The organism is Ruminococcus sp. AF20-12LB (assembly GCF_003478985.1).
In the GTDB taxonomy this organism is placed as follows: domain Bacteria; phylum Bacillota; class Clostridia; order Lachnospirales; family Lachnospiraceae; genus Blautia_A.
This window is the reverse complement of the sequence record NZ_QUGH01000012.1, coordinates 52,439-70,714: the sequence shown is the minus strand read 5'-3', so window position 1 is coordinate 70,714 and position 18,276 is coordinate 52,439. Positions and strand designations below refer to the sequence as shown.

The 18,276-nt window shown below is 43.7% G+C and carries 21 protein-coding genes; 18 read left to right on the top strand and 3 right to left on the bottom strand.

Annotated features, from left to right (window positions below; all coding sequences use genetic code 11):
• The first annotated feature begins 63 nt into the window (after positions 1-63).
• The 13 genes from nagA (at position 64) to DWX61_RS14450 (ending at position 11,589) form a co-directional block, all read left to right on the top strand.
• Positions 64-1,218, top strand: a complete 1,155-nt coding sequence (gene nagA, locus DWX61_RS14510; RefSeq protein WP_118514046.1) for an N-acetylglucosamine-6-phosphate deacetylase — start codon at positions 64-66, stop codon at positions 1,216-1,218.
• A gap of 235 nt (positions 1,219-1,453) precedes the next feature.
• The gene (locus DWX61_RS14505; RefSeq protein WP_021652829.1) at positions 1,454-1,966 is read left to right on the top strand and encodes a prepilin peptidase; all 513 of its coding nucleotides are present in this window, start codon (positions 1,454-1,456) and stop codon (positions 1,964-1,966) included.
• Positions 1,963-2,976, top strand: coding sequence for a P-loop NTPase family protein (locus DWX61_RS14500; RefSeq protein ID WP_118607843.1), 1,014 nt, complete (start codon positions 1,963-1,965; stop codon positions 2,974-2,976). Before DWX61_RS14505 ends, DWX61_RS14500 begins: the two co-directional genes overlap by 4 nt.
• Positions 2,973-4,163, top strand: coding sequence for a TadA family conjugal transfer-associated ATPase (locus tag DWX61_RS14495; protein WP_092071684.1), 1,191 nt, complete (start codon positions 2,973-2,975; stop codon positions 4,161-4,163). The genes DWX61_RS14500 and DWX61_RS14495 overlap by 4 nt, the downstream gene beginning before the upstream one ends.
• Positions 4,160-4,942 (top strand): type II secretion system F family protein, encoded by a 783-nt coding sequence (locus DWX61_RS14490; RefSeq protein WP_182431173.1) that lies wholly within the window; start codon positions 4,160-4,162, stop codon positions 4,940-4,942. The genes DWX61_RS14495 and DWX61_RS14490 overlap by 4 nt, the downstream gene beginning before the upstream one ends.
• A gap of 9 nt (positions 4,943-4,951) precedes the next feature.
• On the top strand, positions 4,952-5,977 hold the full coding sequence (locus tag DWX61_RS14485; RefSeq protein WP_173754002.1) for a type II secretion system F family protein: 1,026 nt from the start codon (positions 4,952-4,954) through the stop codon (positions 5,975-5,977).
• A 29-nt stretch (positions 5,978-6,006) separates the two neighbouring features.
• Complete coding sequence (locus tag DWX61_RS14480) at positions 6,007-6,192, top strand: Flp1 family type IVb pilin (RefSeq protein ID WP_330364196.1); 186 nt, start codon at positions 6,007-6,009, stop codon at positions 6,190-6,192.
• Positions 6,193-6,251: 59 nt separating this feature from the next.
• Positions 6,252-7,745, top strand: coding sequence for a DUF5702 domain-containing protein (locus DWX61_RS14475; RefSeq protein ID WP_270427360.1), 1,494 nt, complete (start codon positions 6,252-6,254; stop codon positions 7,743-7,745).
• Between the two features lie 18 nt (positions 7,746-7,763).
• Positions 7,764-8,540 (top strand): hypothetical protein, encoded by a 777-nt coding sequence (locus tag DWX61_RS14470; RefSeq protein WP_118626026.1) that lies wholly within the window; start codon positions 7,764-7,766, stop codon positions 8,538-8,540.
• An 11-nt stretch (positions 8,541-8,551) separates the two neighbouring features.
• Positions 8,552-8,968, top strand: a complete 417-nt coding sequence (locus DWX61_RS14465; protein ID WP_118626024.1) for an A24 family peptidase — start codon at positions 8,552-8,554, stop codon at positions 8,966-8,968.
• Positions 8,965-9,396 (top strand): TadE family protein, encoded by a 432-nt coding sequence (locus DWX61_RS14460; protein ID WP_270427362.1) that lies wholly within the window; start codon positions 8,965-8,967, stop codon positions 9,394-9,396. The genes DWX61_RS14465 and DWX61_RS14460 overlap by 4 nt, the downstream gene beginning before the upstream one ends.
• A gap of 1 nt (position 9,397) precedes the next feature.
• Complete coding sequence (locus DWX61_RS14455; protein WP_118626022.1) at positions 9,398-10,828, top strand: DUF6382 domain-containing protein; 1,431 nt, start codon at positions 9,398-9,400, stop codon at positions 10,826-10,828.
• A gap of 158 nt (positions 10,829-10,986) precedes the next feature.
• Positions 10,987-11,589 (top strand): rhomboid family intramembrane serine protease, encoded by a 603-nt coding sequence (locus DWX61_RS14450; protein WP_118514030.1) that lies wholly within the window; start codon positions 10,987-10,989, stop codon positions 11,587-11,589.
• On the opposite strand, the gene DWX61_RS14445 is transcribed toward DWX61_RS14450, so the two are convergent.
• The gene (locus DWX61_RS14445) at positions 11,556-12,230 is read right to left on the bottom strand and encodes a sensor histidine kinase (RefSeq protein WP_118514028.1); all 675 of its coding nucleotides are present in this window, start codon (positions 12,228-12,230) and stop codon (positions 11,556-11,558) included. The two genes, DWX61_RS14450 and DWX61_RS14445, sit on opposite strands and share 34 nt — an antisense overlap.
• A 130-nt stretch (positions 12,231-12,360) precedes the next feature.
• Here DWX61_RS14445 and DWX61_RS14440 point away from each other — a divergent pair, with 130 nt between their 5' ends.
• Positions 12,361-12,765: an HIT family protein gene (locus DWX61_RS14440; protein ID WP_015525628.1), complete on the top strand. Its 405-nt coding sequence runs from the start codon at positions 12,361-12,363 to the stop codon at positions 12,763-12,765.
• Between the two features lie 23 nt (positions 12,766-12,788).
• Positions 12,789-13,316 (top strand): RNA polymerase sigma factor, encoded by a 528-nt coding sequence (locus DWX61_RS14435; RefSeq protein ID WP_118626019.1) that lies wholly within the window; start codon positions 12,789-12,791, stop codon positions 13,314-13,316.
• A gap of 64 nt (positions 13,317-13,380) precedes the next feature.
• On the opposite strand, the gene murG is transcribed toward DWX61_RS14435, so the two are convergent.
• On the bottom strand, positions 13,381-14,448 hold the full coding sequence (gene murG / locus DWX61_RS14430; protein WP_118607838.1) for an undecaprenyldiphospho-muramoylpentapeptide beta-N-acetylglucosaminyltransferase: 1,068 nt from the start codon (positions 14,446-14,448) through the stop codon (positions 13,381-13,383).
• 92 nt (positions 14,449-14,540) lie between these two features.
• Here murG and DWX61_RS14425 point away from each other — a divergent pair, with 92 nt between their 5' ends.
• From DWX61_RS14425 to DWX61_RS14415, 3 genes are all read left to right on the top strand, one after another.
• Positions 14,541-15,380 (top strand): DUF4367 domain-containing protein, encoded by an 840-nt coding sequence (locus DWX61_RS14425; protein ID WP_118626017.1) that lies wholly within the window; start codon positions 14,541-14,543, stop codon positions 15,378-15,380.
• 66 nt (positions 15,381-15,446) lie between these two features.
• On the top strand, positions 15,447-15,926 hold the full coding sequence (locus DWX61_RS14420; protein WP_270427364.1) for a DUF6147 family protein: 480 nt from the start codon (positions 15,447-15,449) through the stop codon (positions 15,924-15,926).
• A 353-nt stretch (positions 15,927-16,279) separates the two neighbouring features.
• Positions 16,280-17,896, top strand: coding sequence for an MBL fold metallo-hydrolase RNA specificity domain-containing protein (locus tag DWX61_RS14415; protein WP_118626015.1), 1,617 nt, complete (start codon positions 16,280-16,282; stop codon positions 17,894-17,896).
• Positions 17,897-18,010: 114 nt separating this feature from the next.
• Here DWX61_RS14415 and DWX61_RS14410 read toward each other — a convergent pair whose 3' ends face one another.
• Positions 18,011-18,259, bottom strand: a complete 249-nt coding sequence (locus DWX61_RS14410; RefSeq protein WP_118626013.1) for a TIGR03905 family TSCPD domain-containing protein — start codon at positions 18,257-18,259, stop codon at positions 18,011-18,013.
• Positions 18,260-18,276 lie beyond the last annotated feature (17 nt).

Below are 18,276 nucleotides of genomic sequence, written 5' to 3'. Positions count from 1 at the left end.
AGAACATGTTTCTGGTTGCTTTTTTGTTTATGATCACAAATGGGGATTTTGGGAGGTTTTACTATGATCATTGATAATGTGTATGTTTTTACACCGGACAAAGCGTTTGTAAAAGGCGGGATTATCCTGGATGGGGATAAGATCCGACAGGTTTATGAAGAAAAGGATGCGCCGCAGCTTAGCGGGGACGTTATGGACGGAAAAGGCTGCTACGCCATTCCGGGACTGATCGATCTGCATTTTCATGGATGCAAGGGAGATGATTTCTGCGACGGAGACAAAGATGCGATTGGAAGGATCGCGGAATATGAGGCATCGGTAGGAGTTACAGCGATTGCACCAGCTACCATGACTTTGCCGGTAGAGGAACTGGAGCAGATCCTCCATACAGCTGCAGAATATAAAAAAGAAACAAAGGACTGCCGTAAGGCAGATTTTCTGGGGATCAATATGGAAGGGCCGTTTATCAGCCCGGCGAAAAAAGGTGCACAGGACGCGAGAAATATCCTTCCATGCAATGTGGAAATCTGTGACCGTTTTTTAAAGGCCTCGGAAGGTCTGGTAAAATTTATAGGGATTGCACCTGAAGAAAGTGAACATGCAGCAGAATTTATCCGGGAAGTTCATGAAAGGGTCAATATTTCTCTGGCACATACCAACGCAGATTACGATACAGCAATGGAAGCATGCAGAGCAGGAGCAAACCATGCAGTCCATCTGTATAATGCAATGCCTGCGTTTACGCATCGTGCACCAGGCGTCGTAGGTGCTGTTTTTGATAATAAGGATGTTATGGCAGAGATCATATGTGACGGGATCCATATCCATCCGTCTGTTGTCCGGGCCACCTTTCAGATGATGGGAGCTGACAGGATGATCCTGATCAGCGATAGTATGAGAGCTACCGGTATGCCGGACGGTCAGTATACACTGGGCGGACTGGATGTTAAGGTTGTGGGAAGACTTGCCACGCTGGTATCTGATGGTGCGATCGCAGGATCTGCCACAAATCTGATGGATTGTATGCGTACAGTTGTTAAAAAGATGGATCTTCCGCTGGAAACAGCCGTGGCCTGCGCGACCATAAATCCGGCCAGAAGCCTTGGGGTAGAAGAACAGTACGGATCTCTGGAAGCAGGTAAAAAAGCTCATGTGGTACTGCTGGATCAGGATCTCGAACTGAAAGCAGTGATCAAGGACGGAGTAAAGATCCGATAAGATCATAGAAGATAAAGAGATAAAAAATAAAAAGATAAAAAGAATTTCAGGAGCAGATGACAGCAAAATTCGTGTCAGAATTTGTCGAACGAAAATGCTGGACAAAATGCTCCTGAAATTTTATAATTAATTTCACCAGAGATCTTCTGGTATCGATCACCGCCAGGTCAGGCGGGAAATCCCATTTTTATCATAACTGAATAAACATATATTTTAAGAAGGAAAGGGGGCGTGTATGTTTCTTTATGGAGAATTATCCGTGGTGATATCTGCGATGGCGGTCTGGATGGATCTTAAAGATGCATCTGTAGACAATGGATGGATCCTTTTTTCTTTTATGATCGGTTTCCTGATCCAGATCACAGAAAACGGGCCGAAAGGTGGAGTGATCTTTCTGGCGGGAGTGGCTGTGCCGGTGCTTCTTTTGGGAATCCTTTTCATATTCCATATGATCGGCGCCGGAGATATCAAGCTTCTGTGCGCACTTGGCGGGATCATGGGGCCGCGGACAGTTATGGAATGTATTGTTTATTCTCTGCTTGCAGGTGCAGGCATTTCTCTGGCAATTCTTATTTCTACAGGCGGTATCCGCCGACGATTCCTTTATTTATATCAGTATATGAATGAGTTTTACTGTACCGGTGAGATACGTCCTTATTACAGAAAGGGGATGAGCTTTCCGGAGAACTTTCATTTTACGGTACCCATATTTTTGAGTGCGGTGCTTTATGCAGGAGGTGTGTATTGAAGAAAAACATATTTGCAGTCTGTGATCTGGAGGTGGATTATGCTTTCAATTTTATGGATTATCTGAACCAGAAAAAGAATCTTCCGTTTGAGATCCAGGCATTTACCACGGCAGAAAGTCTCATTGCATACGGAAAAGAAAATCATATTGAGTTGCTGCTGATTTCCGATAAAGCAATGCGAAAAGAAGTCCGTGACCTTGGTATCGGAAAGATCATCATTCTTTCAGAAGGTGTGCATCCTCCGGAACTGGATCAGTATTCAAGTGTGTATAAATACCAATCTTCCTCAGATGTGATAAGGGAGGTGATGGCCTGCTATGGAGAAGAGAAATCTCTTGATCCGGTAACTTTTCCTGTGTTGAAAAAAACAATGGAGATCATCGGTGTTTTTTCTCCTCTTGGCAGATGTCTGAAGACATCCTTTGCACTTGCGCTGGGACAGATACTGGCGAAAGAACGTGCCGTTCTTTATCTGAATCTGGAATCCTATTCTGGTTTTGAGGAACTTCTTGGGAAAAAATTTCCGGCTAATCTGAGTGATCTGTTTTATTATGTTCGCCAGGGAAATGAAAACCTGATCCATAGAATGAACGGAATGATCCAGACAGTAAACAATCTGGATTTTATACCGCCGGTAAGAACACCTTCAGATATCCGGACCGTGGACTGGGAAGACTGGGAGCGGCTGTTGCAGGAGATCGTACTTCACAGTTCCTATGAAGTGCTGATTCTGGATATGGGAGAAAATGCAGATGAGGATTTTCGGCTTCTGGAAATGTGCAGAAAAATCTATATGCCGGTTTTGAATGACACACTTTCCGTTTGTAAGGTGACACAATTCGAAAATCTTCTGCGTATCTGGAATAAAGAAAAGATTCTGGAAAAAACAGAAAAGGTGCACCTGCCCTTTCATATGGACATGATCTCTTCTGACGCTTACGTTGAACAGCTGGTATGGAGTGAACTGGGAGATTATATCCGTGAACTTTTGAGAAAGGAGCGGTCATGAACAGAGAAAAATTCCGGGAAATGTATGATCTGCTCATGGAACAGCTGGATGTTTCCAGAGAACTGTCCGATGATGAGATCCTGGGGGTGATCGATGAACTGATATTAACTCAGGCAAGGGAACTGTTTCTTTCACTGAAGGAGAAAGTAGAGCTCAGACAGGAACTGTTCTGTTCTGTGCGTAAGCTGGATGTTCTGCAGGAACTAATCGATGATGAAAGTGTTACGGAGATCATGGTAAATGGTCCGGATCATATTTTTGTGGAACGTGGAGGAAAACTGACCAGATGGAATAAGGTCTTCACGTCGGAAGAGAAGCTGGAGGATGTAATCCAGCAGATCGTAGGGCGCTGTAACCGGGTTGTCAACGAGTCCATGCCCATTGTAGATGCAAGGCTGGAAAACGGAGCACGTGTGAATGCAGTGGTTTATCCGGTTGCTCTGAATGGTCCTATCCTGACGATCCGCCGTTTTCCGGATGATCCTATCACAATGGAAAAACTGATCGCTTTTGGAAGCATCACCGAAGAATGTGCACAGTTTTTAAAAAAACTTGTTCAGGCAAGATATTCTATTGTGATCGGTGGGGGTACAGGCAGTGGAAAAACAACATTCCTTGGTGCTGTTACAGAATATATTCCAAAAGATGAGCGCCTGATCACCATTGAAGATAATGCGGAGCTTAAGATCCGGGGAATTGATAACCTGGTATGTCTGGAGGCAAAAATGGCCAATATGGCGGGCGCGGTGTCAGTAACGATCCGAGATTTGATCCGGTCAGCCCTTCGAATGAGACCGGACAGGATAATTGTAGGGGAGGTCCGTGGAGGAGAGGCAGTGGATATGCTGCAGAGCCTGAATACGGGACATGACGGAAGCCTTTCAACACTTCATGCAAACAGCAGTCAGGATATGCTTTCCCGAATTGAAACGATGACATTGATGGGAATCGATCTTCCCCTGGAAGCGATCCGAAGGCAGATCGCTTCCGGGGTAGACATTCTGGTACATCTTGGGCGTATGCGGGACAAAAGCAGAAAGCTGCTGGAAATCACAGAAGTATGTGGATTTGAAAACGGAGAGATCCAGACCAGGCCGCTGTATCGCTGGGAAGAAGGAAAGGGACTTGTAAAAACCGGAGAACTTTTGCATTGTGAAAAAATGAAACGGGCAGGAATCAGACTATGAAAGAGCGGAAAGGAAAGAATCAGAAATGGAGATCTACGAGGAAAGATTACAGGATGTATCATTTTACGGGGAAGGAGACTGCAAAATATCTTCTGGAGGGAGCTGCCATATGCGCTGCAGCCGACTATCTGTTTTATCAGAGCCTTCCGGTATTGCTGTTTATGCTTCCAATACCAGTGCTTTTTCTGAAGCTACAGAGGAAAAAATGTACTGCACGGCAGCAGAGGGAGCTGAATTACCAGTTCCGGGATGCTCTGACGGCCATGAATGTGGCGGTACAGGCCGGCTATTCCGCGGAGAATGCGGTGCGTGCCAGTGTAAAGGATCTGGGGAGACTTTATGAAAAGGGAAGTGATATCCTGGATGAATTTCGGTATATCGAAAGTCAGCTGCGTCTGAGCGTTCCGGTGGAAGAGCTGTTTCTGGATCTGGGAAAACGCAGCGGAGTGGAAGATATTGAAAATTTCGCAGCAGTATTTTATACAGCAAAAAGAACAGGCGGGGATATGACGCAGGTGATCCAGAAAGTAGCCAGAATGCTTAGTGATAAGATCGAGGTAAAAAAAGAGATCGAGGCAACGCTGGCCGCAAAGAAATCGGAACAGATGGTTATGAGTATCATGCCGGCCGGTATCATTTGCTATCTGAAACTGACTTCGCCGGGATTTTTGGATGTACTTTATGGGAATCCTTTCGGAATCTGTGCCATGACAGTCTGCATGGTGATCTATGGCTTGTCCTACTGGCTGGGTGTGAAGATCGTAGACATAGAAGTGTAGGTGAGGATAATGTGGATACATATTTTGATATTTATGGTGATCCTTGGGGTGTTTCTGGCAGGAAAAATGGGGCGGCTGCCTCCGGAAGCCGGAAATCCGGAAGAAAAGAAACTGTTTATATGGATAGCGCTTACCGGAAATATCATCGGTATGCTCCTGACATTTCAAAGTGGCGGAGATAAGGTTTATTCATCCGGATACCGTATGGAAAAAGAGGAGACAGGTGCTTATGAAGAGAAATTCAAAGTATCTGTAGACGGAGAAGAAGCTGGTTCCCTGTATGTGCAGGTGCCGGAAAAAGAAACAGAAGGATCCGAAGAAGAACCGGAAACAGAACTTAGCGAAGAACAGCAGCGCGAGAAAGAACTGCAGGATATGATCGTACAATATAATCAGAAAAAAAACGATCCGCAGTACTATTATCTTCCAGATGAATGGAATGGAAAACATCTTGAATGGGAGCAGCCAAAAGACAAAACAGGAAACCTGCTTTCAGCTCTTGGCCTGGCAGCAGCGGCAGCAGCTGTCATTGCAAAAAAACGGGAAGAACAGAATGCTCAGATAAAAAGAAGAGAACAGATGCTGATGGATTATCCGGGACTGATCATGAAATTTACCCTTCTGGTGCAGGCAGGCTTAACTGCCAGAAAAGCATTCCAGAAAATAGCGCTGGATTACGGAAAGAGAGAAGATGGTAAAAAACGTGAGGCTTACGAAGAAATCCAAGTAGCCTGTTATGAGATGGACAGTGGGATTTCCGAAGCAGAGGCTTACCGGAGATTTGGAGAACGGTGCGGACAGGTAAAGTATAAAACTCTGTCAACACTGCTGATCCAGAACCTCCAGAAAGGAAGCAGGTATCTGGCCGATCTGCTGGAAAAGGAATCCGTGGAAGCCTGGGAGGAGCGAAAAAGAAAAGCAAGAGTGTTGGGAGATACAGCAGCAACAAAACTGCTTTTTCCGATGGTTCTGATGCTCCTGGTGGTGATGGCAGTGATCATGCTTCCGGCATGTCTTTCCTTTTACGGAGGGTAGGACCGGAGAGCAGAGAAAGGAAATGTGAGGTGACAAATGAAAATATGTGGAAGTATGTAAAAGAATTTGCGATGGAGGAGGATGCGGTGGGTGTTGTGGAGATCATCCTGATTCTGGTGGTTCTGATCAGTCTGGTCATCATCTTTAAGGAACAGCTTACAGCACTTGTGAAAAAAATCCTTACAAAAATCACAAAACAAAGCAATACGATCTGAAAATGAGAAAAAACGGTGATATCTGCTGATATTTCCGTTTTGGAAAGGAGAGGTACCCCTTGGCAGGAAATGTGAAAAAAGGCAGCATTACGATCTTTCTGGCTCTGATCTTGAGCCTGGTTCTTTCTCTTGTGTGTGCCAGCATTGAATCTGTACGCATGGCAGCTGCCAGGACACAGATACTTAACAGTATGGATATTGGCTTATACTCCCTGTTTGGACAGTATGACCGAACGCTTCTGGAAGATTATGAGCTGTTTGCACTGTATGCAGGTGGAAAAGAAGAACTGGATATGGCTTCTGTATATGATGATTTTCAGACTTATATGAAACCTGTATTGAAACAGAACAGTCAGAAACTGGAGCTTCTCCAGGGCGGATTCAATGGTTATCAGCTTCTGAGCGATGGAAAAGGCGAGGTTTTTTACAAGCAGGCTGTTCAGTATATGCGTGAAACTCTGGGAAGCCAGGGGGTACAGACTCTTCTCGGAAAACTGAAGGATCAGGAAAAGAAGACAGAGGATGCAGAGAAAAAAGGAGAACAGGCAGAAAATAAAGGAACATTGGATTCCTATGATTCTGCAATTACGGATGCCGCACAGAAAAGCGAAGAAGCAAAAAAAGAACAGGAGCAACAAAAAAATCAGGGAGATTTTTCGGATGCAGGAAATGGGGATGATTTTACCGGCGGTGTTGATGAAAGCGTAGAAAATCCTATTCCAATCATCAGAAGAGTCCGTAAAATGGGACTTATTGATCTGGTAGTACCATCCGAACGGGGAATATCGGATGCGGTTACAGACAGAAAAAGCCTTACATCCGGAAGAAAGCTCCAGACAGGACTAATGTTGGATACGGATATACAATCCGATAATTCGTATACGTCCGGAATATTATTTGGACAGTATCTGCTAAAGAAACTGGGAAATTATCGAAGACCGGCAGCGGCAGGGTTGAATTATCAGACGGAATATATTCTTGGAGGGAAGAACAGTGACCGGGAAAATCTGAAGTCCGTGGCAGGAAAACTTCTGGTTATCCGTCAGGGGGTTAACATGGCGTACCTGCTTTCAGATGGTGGAAAACGGATACAGGTCGAAACACTGGCGCTGGCTATTGCATCGGGTTTTCTGATCCCGCCGGCGGCAGCAGTGATCGAAGCGGCACTGATCTTTTGCTGGGCATTTGCGGAGAGTATTCTGGATGTCCGGGAACTTTTCGCAGGAGGGCATGTGCCTCTTATAAAAAACTCCTCAGACTGGCAGCTGTCTTTGAGTAATCTGCCCAATATCCTGGACAAACTGGATTCTTCAAGAAAGGATGCAGGGAATGGAATGTCTTATGAGGATTATCTTCAGGTTCTGCTTATGGCGAAAGGAAAACAGGATAAAGTTCTGAGAGGAATGGATATGATCGAGTGCTCTGTACGTGAAAAGGGAAAAAGACCGGGTTTTCAGATGGACCACTGCATCACTGCCCTGGAAGCGTCTGCAGATGTAAAAGCAAACCGGCGGAAAATATTTACAGTTTCGCGTCAGTATGCGTATGAATAGAAAGAGAGGTGCACAGGGATGCTTTTTCAGGAAGAAAAAGAAGATAAAAATCAGATAAACAGACTGGATCAAAAAAGAGAAAGGCGCTCTCGAAGAGCTTTTTTCCTGCTTTCCCCGATAAGCCGGAAAACGCTTCCTGGAAAAGTATCCCTGTGCACCTTTCTGAAAAAAGCAAGTCTCACCCTGGAGACTGCGATGGCTTTGCCGCTGTTTTTTTTCGGAGTGCTCACGCTGCTTTCTTTTATGGATATTTACAAAGTACAGACGGAGCATCTGACCGGCTTGTGCCAGAGAGCAAAAGAAGCAGGTATGTATGCGTATGGTACCGGCGGCTCAGGTACAGAAACGATCACATTGCCGGACGTATATTCCTATCAACCCATAGGCGGTCTGATCCCGCTTCCTAAAATATGGTTTCACAATACGGTAAAGGTTCATACGTGGAATGGTGTGATATACGAAAATGGAAATGATACAGTGGAGAGCCAGCCTATGGTGTATGTGACAGAATCAGGAAGTGTGTATCACAGAAAACTGGGGTGCAGTTATCTGAATCTGTCTGTTCAGCAGATATCAGGCTCTTCGGTTAAAACTTTAAAAAATGCATATGGAGAAAAGTATCAGGCCTGTGAGCTGTGCAGTCGTGGGCAGGAACCGGCTGGAGTGGTATATATCACAAAAAAGAGTAACCGTTTTCATAACAGGGAAAGCTGCAGCGCATTGAAACGATCAGTACGGATGGTGAAAGAAACTGAGGTTTCCGATGAAATGAGTGCCTGCGGACGATGTGGCTGAAAGGAGAAATCATGAGCAGTGTTAAAATTTGCATGACTGTACTTCTTGGAATTAATACCTGGACAGATATCCGAAAAAAAGAAATCTGTTTACCGGTACTCTTTATATTCCTGACAGGCGGGATCTTGTGGCGGATCAGGCAGGGGCTTCTCTGGCCGGCAGGGATTATTTCCATGGGAATCGGAGTATTTATAATTTTGATCGCTTTGATCAGTGGAGGAATGGTCGGATTTGGAGACGGATTGCTGATACTGACAATGGGCTCTGTGCTAGGAGCCGGAGAACTGGCAGGGATCCTCGGTGGGGCATTATTGTTGTGCGGAATCTACTCAGGCATTGAGTATCTTATTCTAAAAAAAAGTCGAAGTGAGGAAATTCCTTTTGTACCGTTTTTGCTGATCGGATATTTGGGAGGGATATTTTTGTGAGAAAAATAAAAAAGGGGAGTTTTACAATAGAAGCTGCATTGCTCATGCCTCTGGTGCTTATGATACTGATCGGAGTGCTGTATCTGGATTTTTTTGTACATGACAGAGCATATCTCACTGCGGCAGCTTATGAGGCAGCAGTCAGCGGCAGTATGGAAGGATATAAAAAGAAAGGGAACATATATGAAAAGGCGGATACACAGGGAAGAATGCTGGGAGGTATCGGGCTGCTGGGAGGAGAGAATCTTAGCATGCGGACAAATGCGGGAAAAACAGTGAAAGTAAATTACAGACTGGAAATACCGGCCGGATTCCTGGGGCAGAAATGGAAGCTGGAAGTCAGTGGTAAGGCAAAGCCTCTGCGGCCTGTAGGATGGATCCGCAAGGTAAAAGGAACTGTGGATATGCTGGGAGAGGTGACGCCATAAAATGAGAACGGAATATAAAAGAGATATGAATCATAATTATCTGATCCTGACAGGAGATGAGAGAATCGATACAGATTCTTACCAGGTAAGAATGATCGTGGCCAATGCTGTGCCGGATCTTCTTCAATGCAGGATACAGGGAATCGACGGAAAATTCATGGTGTATTATGATATAACTTCCAGGCATTCCATGACGGCGCTTTTTGAGGAAAAAAAGATGGATCTGGAGTCGCTTCAGATGATACTGGGAGGCTTTATCCAGATCATGGAAGAAATGTCCGAGTATCTTTTGAATCCCTGTCAGCTGATCCTGGAACCGGAATATATTTATCTGGATGCGGAAAGAAAAAGTGTCCGTTTTTGTTATATGCCGGGATTTCATGGGGAGGTACAGAAACAGTTTCAGAGTCTTGCGGAGTATATCCTTCCAAAGCTGGATCATGAAGACGGAAAAGCGGTCATGCTGGGATATAGTGTATACAGACGTGCACTGGAGGACAGCTTTCATCTGGAATACATCAAGGAAGAGTTATATAAAATATGTAACAGCGACGAGGAAGATTTTTATCCATATGAAAAGAAGAAAACAGTGGTCCAGGAAGAAAACAGGATGACAGAGGAGGAAAAAGAAGATAATCTGTGGCAGATGGAAAACTGGGAGAGAGCCAGTGTGTCCGGAAATGAAAAACAGAAAAAAGCTTCAGCGGACTCACAGAAGCGGAAAACAAACAAAATATGGAAGCCAGTGGCTGGATTTGGTGCAGCATTGGTGCTTCTTCTGGGAATTACGGCAGGAATGGCCGGCGGATACATTCCAAGAATAAGCAAAGAGATTTTTCTTCTGGGAGTTCTTGCAGCAATGATACTGGGGATGCTGAGTTATATTCTGATCAAAAAAGTCTGTGGAAAAAAGAAAAAACCGGATACGCCGGTGCCTAAACAGAAATATAGTGCGGCGGAAAAAGAGACAGCTGTATATTCTGAAGATCAGAAAGAATCTGGTGCGCTGTCAGGGAGCAATGCCGGTGACAGCAGAAAAGAACTGGAAAAGATCAAAAAAAACATTCCGACAAAAGCGGAGGATTTTTCAGATGGATTTGGTGAAACAGTAGTTCTTTCGGCAGGTGCATCCAAAGGTCCTGCTACATTAGTGAGCCGGGAACCGGGGGAATTGGCTACCATTTATTTGGAAAAAGATATCACAGTGATCGGAAAACTGGAAACTGCGGCGGATGCAGTGATCAATATACCAACTGTCAGCAGGATCCATGCCAAGATCCGAAAAAGGGAGGGGGCATATTATCTGGCAGATCTGAACTCCAGAAATGGGACTTCTGTAAATGGACAGCTTCTGAAAACAGGAGAAGATTATTTGTTGGAGGATGAGGATGAAGTTGATTTTGCACAGGCCCGTTATATTTTTTTGAAATAACAGAGCGAAAAGTTCGGTTTTGTATCGTATTAATATAGGACCGCAGGTTGTCCGCCTGATGAAAATCTGTTAAAATAATGAAATGAATTCAAATTTTCAGATTATAACAGCGAGTTACGGGAAATATTTCCGGAACCGCTGTGGAAAAGAGGCCGGAATTGGAAGAAATAAAAAAAGAACCTGTGACAGTTTTACTGATCCTCATAAATACGCTGATCTTTCTTGTGGTGGAATTTACCGGCGGCTCGGAGAACGGGCAGCATATGTTGGAATGCGGTGCTGCTTATGCACCGTTGATCCTGGGACAGGGACAGTGGTATCGGATGTTTAGCAGTATGTTTCTGCATTTTGGTGCGCCGCATCTGATCAATAATATGCTGGTTCTGTTTGTGCTTGGCCAGAGACTGGAACCGGTAACAGGAAAGATTAAATTTTTTCTGATCTATATATTTGGTGGTCTGGGCGGAAATATGCTCTCTTTGTTTTTTGATATGTATGCAGGAAACACTTCTTTATCTGCAGGAGCTTCCGGAGCTGTTTTTGCAGTCATGGGCGGTATGATCTATGTGATCATACGGCACAGAGGAAGAGTGGCGGATCTGACTGTCAGGCAGATGTTGATCATGGCCGCATTTTCACTGTATTTCGGATTTGCAAGTGAAGGCGTGGATAACGTAGCGCATATAGGCGGTTTGTTGAGTGGTTTCCTGATCGCTGTAATTCTTTATCATCCCAGAAAAATATGGAAAACAGTTCCCTGACCGGGAGTACTCTCAAGCGTGATGTCTCCACTGTGTGCCTGAGCAATCTGTTTTGAAACAGCAAGGCCAAGGCCGGTCCCGGATTCTTTGGTTGTGAAAAATGGCTGAAATATCGCAGCCTGCTGTTCCTTTGAGATTCCACATCCGTTATCCCGGATATCAATGCGGATGCCGGAATTTTCCGGAATGACAGAAAAAGAAATCTTTCCTCCGGGAATGGGAACGGCTTCCCATGCGTTTTTCAGAAGATTCAGAAGCATCTGCCGGACACGGATCCGGTCAAGAGCTATCGATGGCAATGAATCCGGAATATCTGTTTCAAGCGTGATCTCCAGATAATCCAGAGTAGGTTTTATGGAGGAAAGGATCGTTCGGAGATAGCAGCAGGTGTCAATGTTTTCTCTTTTGACATGGCCTGCATTATTAAATGCAGAAAGTTCATCAAGAAGTTCTTTTACATAATCAAGATTATCCATAACATCATCCCAGTGCTCATATTCTTTGACCTCAGGATGTGCAGATGCGATCATCTGGAGTCCGCTGTTAATAAGAGTCAGAGGATTCCGGAGTTCATGTGAAAATTTTGAAAGTGTATAATGAAAATCGTTTTTCAATTTACTGACTGTAGTATCGTTGCACATATTATCACCTCGGAAAAATATTAACATCAGAAATTTCAAATATCAACAAGAACAGTATTGAAAAATTCGAGAAAATACGACAAAATAAGAATATAGATAAAATAATTTTGCAAACAAGGAGGACAAAATAATGGGAGATTGCATATTTTGTAAAATCGCAAATGGAGAGATTCCATCAGCAACACTTTATGAGGATGAGGAATTTCGCGTGATTCTGGATCTGGGACCGGCAAGCAAAGGACACTCATTGATCCTGCCGAAAAAGCATGCAGCGAATATTTATGAACTTCCGGATGAGACTGCCGGAAAAGCAATGATCCTGGCTAAAAAAATGGCAGGAAAGCTGAGAGATGCACTGAACTGTGATGGATTTAATGTTGTGCAGAACAATGGAGAGATCGCAGGACAGACTGTGTTTCATTTTCACATGCATCTGATTCCGAGATATGAGGGAGATGGTGTTGGTTTAACCTGGAAACCCGGAGAACTCAGCGATGAGGTGAGAGATGAAATCTTAAAGAAAATTAAAGAATGACAAATAGCCACTAAAGAGGAAAAATGAACAATCAGACATTTGAAGAGTTTTATCTTAAATACCGAAAAATATCCAGAGGGTATGCGTATGGGGTTCTCCATGACTGGAGTGCTGCTGATGATGTCAGTCAGGATGTACTTTACAAAATGTATCCTATAAAGGATGGCCTGAATATTGATAATGAAAAGATGATGTTTTCTCTGATCAAGACGGCATCTATGAATAAGGCTTTGGATTATATAAAGAAATCAAGCTCCAAGCATGAGTTTGTCTGTCAGGAAGAAGTTGCAGCTTTTCTGGAAGAACAGAATTCGGTCGATGCGGAAGAGGTATTTCTGCGTAAAGAGAAGAAAGAATTTATGTATATGGTGCTGAGAAGATTTCGAAAGGAACAGCCGATGAATTATGAGATCTTAATTCAGGTCAAATATCTGGAGATTTCCGTTGAAACAGTTGCAGAAGAATATGGTCTGACGAAAAGTGGTGTCAATAACAGGATATATAAAGCGAAGCGCTGGCTGCAGGAAGAATTTCGCAAAGTATACGAATAAAAGAAAACCCTGCCAGCCCGGAAGGGAGTGGCAGAGTTTTCATATGGCTGTTGTGGAAATATAGTCAGGCTCCGGCGCATTCTTCAATAAGATCAGTGATCTTACTGATGGAATCTACCTGGCCGTTTCCTGCCATGGCATCTGTATATTTCTGACGATCGGTATAGAGCTGGCGGATGGTTTCCAGAAGCTTTTCTTCTGTGATCTCCTCTTCTTCCAGCACTTTACTGAAGCCCTGGCGTTCGAAGGATCGAGCGTTAAGGATCTGGTCACCACGACTGGCTTTGGCAGAAAGCGGGATCAGAAGATTTGGCTTATGAAGTTCGCGGATCTCACAGATCGCGTTAGCGCCTGCGCGGGAGATCACAATATCAGCCATGGCAAACAGATCCGGAAGCTCGTCCTGGATATATTCATACTGGACGTATCCGGCAGTACCGTTGAGAGATTCATCGGTTTTTCCCTTTCCGCAGAGATGGACAACCTGGAATTCCTTCAGAAGTTCAGGGAGAATCTTGCGGACATTATCATTGACAGAAGCAGCTCCCAGACTTCCACCGATGACCATAAGTACCGGCTTGTCAGCAGTGAAACCACAGAATTTATGACCGTTTTCCGCATTTCCGGAAAGAAGTTCCTGGCGGATCGGAGTTCCTGTAAGAACTGCTTTGTCAGCAGGAAGATTGGCGACTGTCTCAGGAAAATTACAACAGATTCTGGATGCAGAAGAGAGACAGAGTTTATTGGCAAGACCTGGAGTCATGTCGGACTCGTGGATCAGTGCGGGGATTTTTAAACGTTTGGCCGCGATCACAACGGGAACCGTAACGAAACCGCCTTTAGAAAAAACAACGTCCGGTTTCAGCTCTTTCAGAATCTTTCTGGCCTGGCTGAATCCCTTCAGTACACGAAACGGGTCAGAGAAGTTTTTGAGATCGAAGTAACGTCTCAGCTTTCCGGATGAGATTCCATAATATGGGATTCCAAGTTCTTCGATCAGTTTTTTTTCGATTCCTTCGTAGGAACCGATGTAGGAAATCTTATAACCAAGCTCCCTGAGCTTTGGAATCAGGGCAATATTTGGAGTTACATGTCCGGCAGTACCACCGCCGGTAAGTACGATGTGTTTCATTTGGATTCCTCCTGAATAGTCATATACTATCATTAAATATGAACTCTAACGGAGGAATTGTCAAGGAAAGATAGGATTACAGGAGAAAAATAATGGAAAATTTCAGGGATGCTGAACTGAAAAAATGGTTGGCAGAAGAATATGAAAAAGAAACCGAAGAGATGGAAAAAATCCTGTTTCCAGATGGAGTGATTCCTGATGATGGAGAAACAGAAGAGGAGGCAAAGGCTGCTTATCAGAGACTTGTAGAAAGACTGAAAGCAGATGGTGTTTACAAAGAAGACGAAACTGACAGTATTAAAACTGATGATCATAAAGAGAATGTAAAAATCGTTTATCTGCCCGAAAAGAAAAGTCATAAAGCAGCTCGCGTAGCGGCAGCAGTACTTGTATGCTCAGCCGGTATCTTCGCCGCAAGCATGACCAGCCAGGCGAACAGGAGTTATTTTATTGATTCTGTGAGGTATTGGGTTGGGGATGATACGAGGATTTCAATTGAAAATGATGAAGGAAATGAGAAAGCGCAGAAGGATGAGCAGACAGCAATAGATAACGTGGAAGAAGAATTAGGTGTTAATGTACCGTTGATATTAGAAAGACCTAAAGGATTTAAATTTAAAGACTATAGAGTTAATGCAGAGTCTGGATACGCATTTTTTGAATATAGTTATAATAGCGAAATTCTAACGATATATATTAATAAATATGATAAAGAAACTAAAAGTAGTGGTGCAAGTTTAGATGGAAAAGAAATAGATACTATTAAATTGCCGGAGGAAGAAATTAGTATTCAGATAAAGAAAATAATGGCTAAGGGAGATAAAAAAGCCAGTTATGTTGCGTATTGGAATAGTTCTACAGCGTTCTATCAAATAGAATCCCAAATGGAAGAACAGAAGTTTATAAAATTAATTAAAAATATAAAATTTTAATGAGATAATATCTTTTCTGCATCGTATATATAGTGTAATGAAAGTTTAAAGGAGGAAAGACATTACATGAAAGAGAAAATGAAAAGAATAATAAGTCTGTTGTTTTTAGCATGTTGCTGTAGTATATTATTTGCAGTTCCTGCGATGGCAGAGAACTTATCGGATGATTTTTCGGTAGAAACAGATACGAATGAAGATTATGCAGAAGATACGACTTACAGTGTCCTTAGAGGCAATAATTTAAGTTTTGGAACTACAACAATAAAAAAATTAGCAAGTAATAAAGTGATTATTACAGGAATAACACAGTGTCATCATACATGTAGTAAAGTATATTTAAGTGTATATTTGGAACGTAAAATAAATGGAAGTTATTCTACATATAAAAGCTGGGATTTTACAGCTTCTAACGCAACTAATCTGACTAGAGACATTACGGTAATTGTTCCAAAGGGTTCTTACTACCGTGTACGAGGCTATCATGCAGCCAAGGATGGCAGTAAAGAATCAACCACAACCTTAACCAGCGGTATTCTCGTAAAATAACAAATCAACAAAAAAATCACCCACCCCAGCGATGCCACTCCCCCAAAAAAATAAAAAATCCAGTAAACTTTACATTACCTTCGCTGGGGAATGTCTAAAAATTCTGAATAATATCAAAAAATCTAAAAAAATCCCCCTAAAAAAAGAAACATATTTCACAAAAAGACTGTCAAAAAACATATATTTCGTGTATAATAAATACAATAATAAACCGTTAATAAACAGAAAATCGATTATTTCTTTTTGAAATTGTATATCACAGCGCTTTTGGATGATCGGATATCACAGAGAGATCCTTCAGGCTTTTTTGATATGGAAATTTCAGAACGTGGGACGGAAAAGGGGGCTTGTGCATGAAGATAACATTTATCGGTGCTACGCATGAGGTGACCGGAAGCTGTTATTATCTGGAAGCGGCAGGACGGAAGTTTCTGGTGGATTATGGAATGGAGCAGGGACCGGATTATTATGAAAATAAGGAGCTTCCGGTGTCTCCGGGGGATCTGGATTTTGTGCTTTTGACGCATGCGCACATGGATCATTCCGGGAATCTTCCGGCCTTGTATGCAAAAGGCTATCAGGGTCCGATCTATGCGACAGAGGCAACCTGCAATCTCTGCGATATCATGCTTCGTGACAGCGCACATATCCAGATGTTCGAGGCTGAGTGGAGAAACCGGAAGGGACGGAGAGAAGGAAAACCGGAATTTATTCCTGCATACACTATGGAAGATGCCATGGGTGTGCTCCGGAACTTCGTCAGATGCCCATATGATAAGATCATCAAACCGGCAGAGGGAATCGAAGTAAGATTTGTGGATGCAGGACATCTTCTTGGCTCCAGCAGTATTGAAATCTGGATGACGGAAGAGAACAAAACAGAAAAGATCGTTTTTTCCGGCGATATCGGAAATATCAATCAGCCGCTGATCAGGGATCCGGTATATATCCAGGAGGCAGATTATGTTGTGATGGAATCTACCTACGGAGACCGCAGTCATGGAGAACGTCCGGATTATCCGGCAATACTGGCAGAGATTATCCAGAGGACCTTTGACAGAGGCGGCAGTCTGGTGATCCCGTCCTTTGCAGTAGGCCGTACTCAGGAAATGCTGTATTTTATCCGACAGATCAAAGAACAGGGACTGGTTCACGGCCATGATGGTTTTACGGTATATGTAGACAGTCCCCTCGCCAATGAAGCAACTACGATCTTCAGTGAGAATGCATATACCTGCTATGATGAGGAAGCAATGGATCTTTTGAATAAAGGTATCAATCCGTTATCCTTCCAGGGATTGAAGACCTCCGTTACTACCGATGATTCCAGAGCTATCAATTTTGATGAGGACTGCAAGGTGATCATTTCCGCCAGCGGTATGTGTGATGCTGGTCGTATCAAACACCATCTGAAACACAATCTGTGGAATCCCAGAAATACCATTCTTTTTGTTGGATACCAGGCTATCGGAACTCCGGGACGGGCATTGCTGGAAGGTGCTGTGGCGATGAAGCTGTTTGGTGAGACTGTGCAGGTGGCTGCTGAAATATGCAAAATGCCGGGAATCAGCGGTCATGCTGATGTAAACGGACTTATAGAATGGGCGAAAGCCTTTGAGACGAAACCAAAACACGTATTTGTTACGCATGGTGATGATACGGTGACGGAGATTTTTGCCCAGAGGCTTAAAGAAGAGCTTGGGTATGATGCAACAGCACCCTTTAGTGGAACAGAATATGACCTTCTGGAGAACCGGTGTATCCATGAGGCTGCCGGGGTTCGGATCGTAAAGGCAACTGCTTCGCCGAAAACAACCAAGGCTGCCCGTGCATATGAGAAGCTGTTGGCTATGGGACGTCGCCTGATGTCCGTGATCCGGAAGAATGAAGGCTGCCCCAATAAAGATCTGGATCGTTTTGCAAGAGATATCCAGTCACTGTGCGACAAGTGGGATAGAACGGACATTTAACTAAATAACGTTGAGACAGTTATTTTGTCAGATTATCCTAAACCTAAAATCACCCTGCGGAAATTTTTCGCAGGGTGATGATATATCAGATATACAAAATAAGATTATGTGAGATCAGCCTTCGTTCAATGCCTGGCGGATGGCTTTTGCAAGCTGATCCGGACATGAAGTTGGTTTGAATCCGCAGCGGATGCCTTCCAGACGGGAGATTACTTCATCTGCATCCATTCCCTCTGCAAGCTGTGCAACACCCTGTGTGTTTCCGGAACATCCGCCTGTAAACTTGATATTGTGAACTTTTTTATTATCGTCGACCTCGAACTCAATTCCCTGAGCACAGACGCCTTTTGTCTTATAAACCATTCTGTTTACCTCCTGTT

Excerpts from the sequence above, each read along its gene's own strand:
- nagA (WP_118514046.1), top strand. The coding sequence starts at position 64 with ATGATCATTGATAATGTGTATGTTTTTACACCGGACAAAGCGTTTGTA.
- DWX61_RS14505 (WP_021652829.1), top strand. The coding sequence starts at position 1,454 with ATGTTTCTTTATGGAGAATTATCCGTGGTGATATCTGCGATGGCGGTC.
- DWX61_RS14495 (WP_092071684.1), top strand. The coding sequence starts at position 2,973 with ATGAACAGAGAAAAATTCCGGGAAATGTATGATCTGCTCATGGAACAG.
- DWX61_RS14490 (WP_182431173.1), top strand. The coding sequence starts at position 4,160 with ATGAAAGAGCGGAAAGGAAAGAATCAGAAATGGAGATCTACGAGGAAA.
- DWX61_RS14485 (WP_173754002.1), top strand. The coding sequence starts at position 4,952 with ATGTGGATACATATTTTGATATTTATGGTGATCCTTGGGGTGTTTCTG.
- DWX61_RS14470 (WP_118626026.1), top strand. The coding sequence starts at position 7,764 with ATGCTTTTTCAGGAAGAAAAAGAAGATAAAAATCAGATAAACAGACTG.
- DWX61_RS14465 (WP_118626024.1), top strand. The coding sequence starts at position 8,552 with ATGAGCAGTGTTAAAATTTGCATGACTGTACTTCTTGGAATTAATACC.
- DWX61_RS14455 (WP_118626022.1), top strand. The coding sequence starts at position 9,398 with ATGAGAACGGAATATAAAAGAGATATGAATCATAATTATCTGATCCTG.
- DWX61_RS14445 (WP_118514028.1), bottom strand. The coding sequence starts at position 12,230 with ATGTGCAACGATACTACAGTCAGTAAATTGAAAAACGATTTTCATTAT.
- DWX61_RS14440 (WP_015525628.1), top strand. The coding sequence starts at position 12,361 with ATGGGAGATTGCATATTTTGTAAAATCGCAAATGGAGAGATTCCATCA.
- DWX61_RS14435 (WP_118626019.1), top strand. The coding sequence starts at position 12,789 with ATGAACAATCAGACATTTGAAGAGTTTTATCTTAAATACCGAAAAATA.
- murG (WP_118607838.1), bottom strand. The coding sequence starts at position 14,448 with ATGAAACACATCGTACTTACCGGCGGTGGTACTGCCGGACATGTAACT.
- DWX61_RS14425 (WP_118626017.1), top strand. The coding sequence starts at position 14,541 with ATGGAAAATTTCAGGGATGCTGAACTGAAAAAATGGTTGGCAGAAGAA.
- DWX61_RS14420 (WP_270427364.1), top strand. The coding sequence starts at position 15,447 with ATGAAAGAGAAAATGAAAAGAATAATAAGTCTGTTGTTTTTAGCATGT.
- DWX61_RS14415 (WP_118626015.1), top strand. The coding sequence starts at position 16,280 with ATGAAGATAACATTTATCGGTGCTACGCATGAGGTGACCGGAAGCTGT.
- DWX61_RS14410 (WP_118626013.1), bottom strand. The coding sequence starts at position 18,259 with ATGGTTTATAAGACAAAAGGCGTCTGTGCTCAGGGAATTGAGTTCGAG.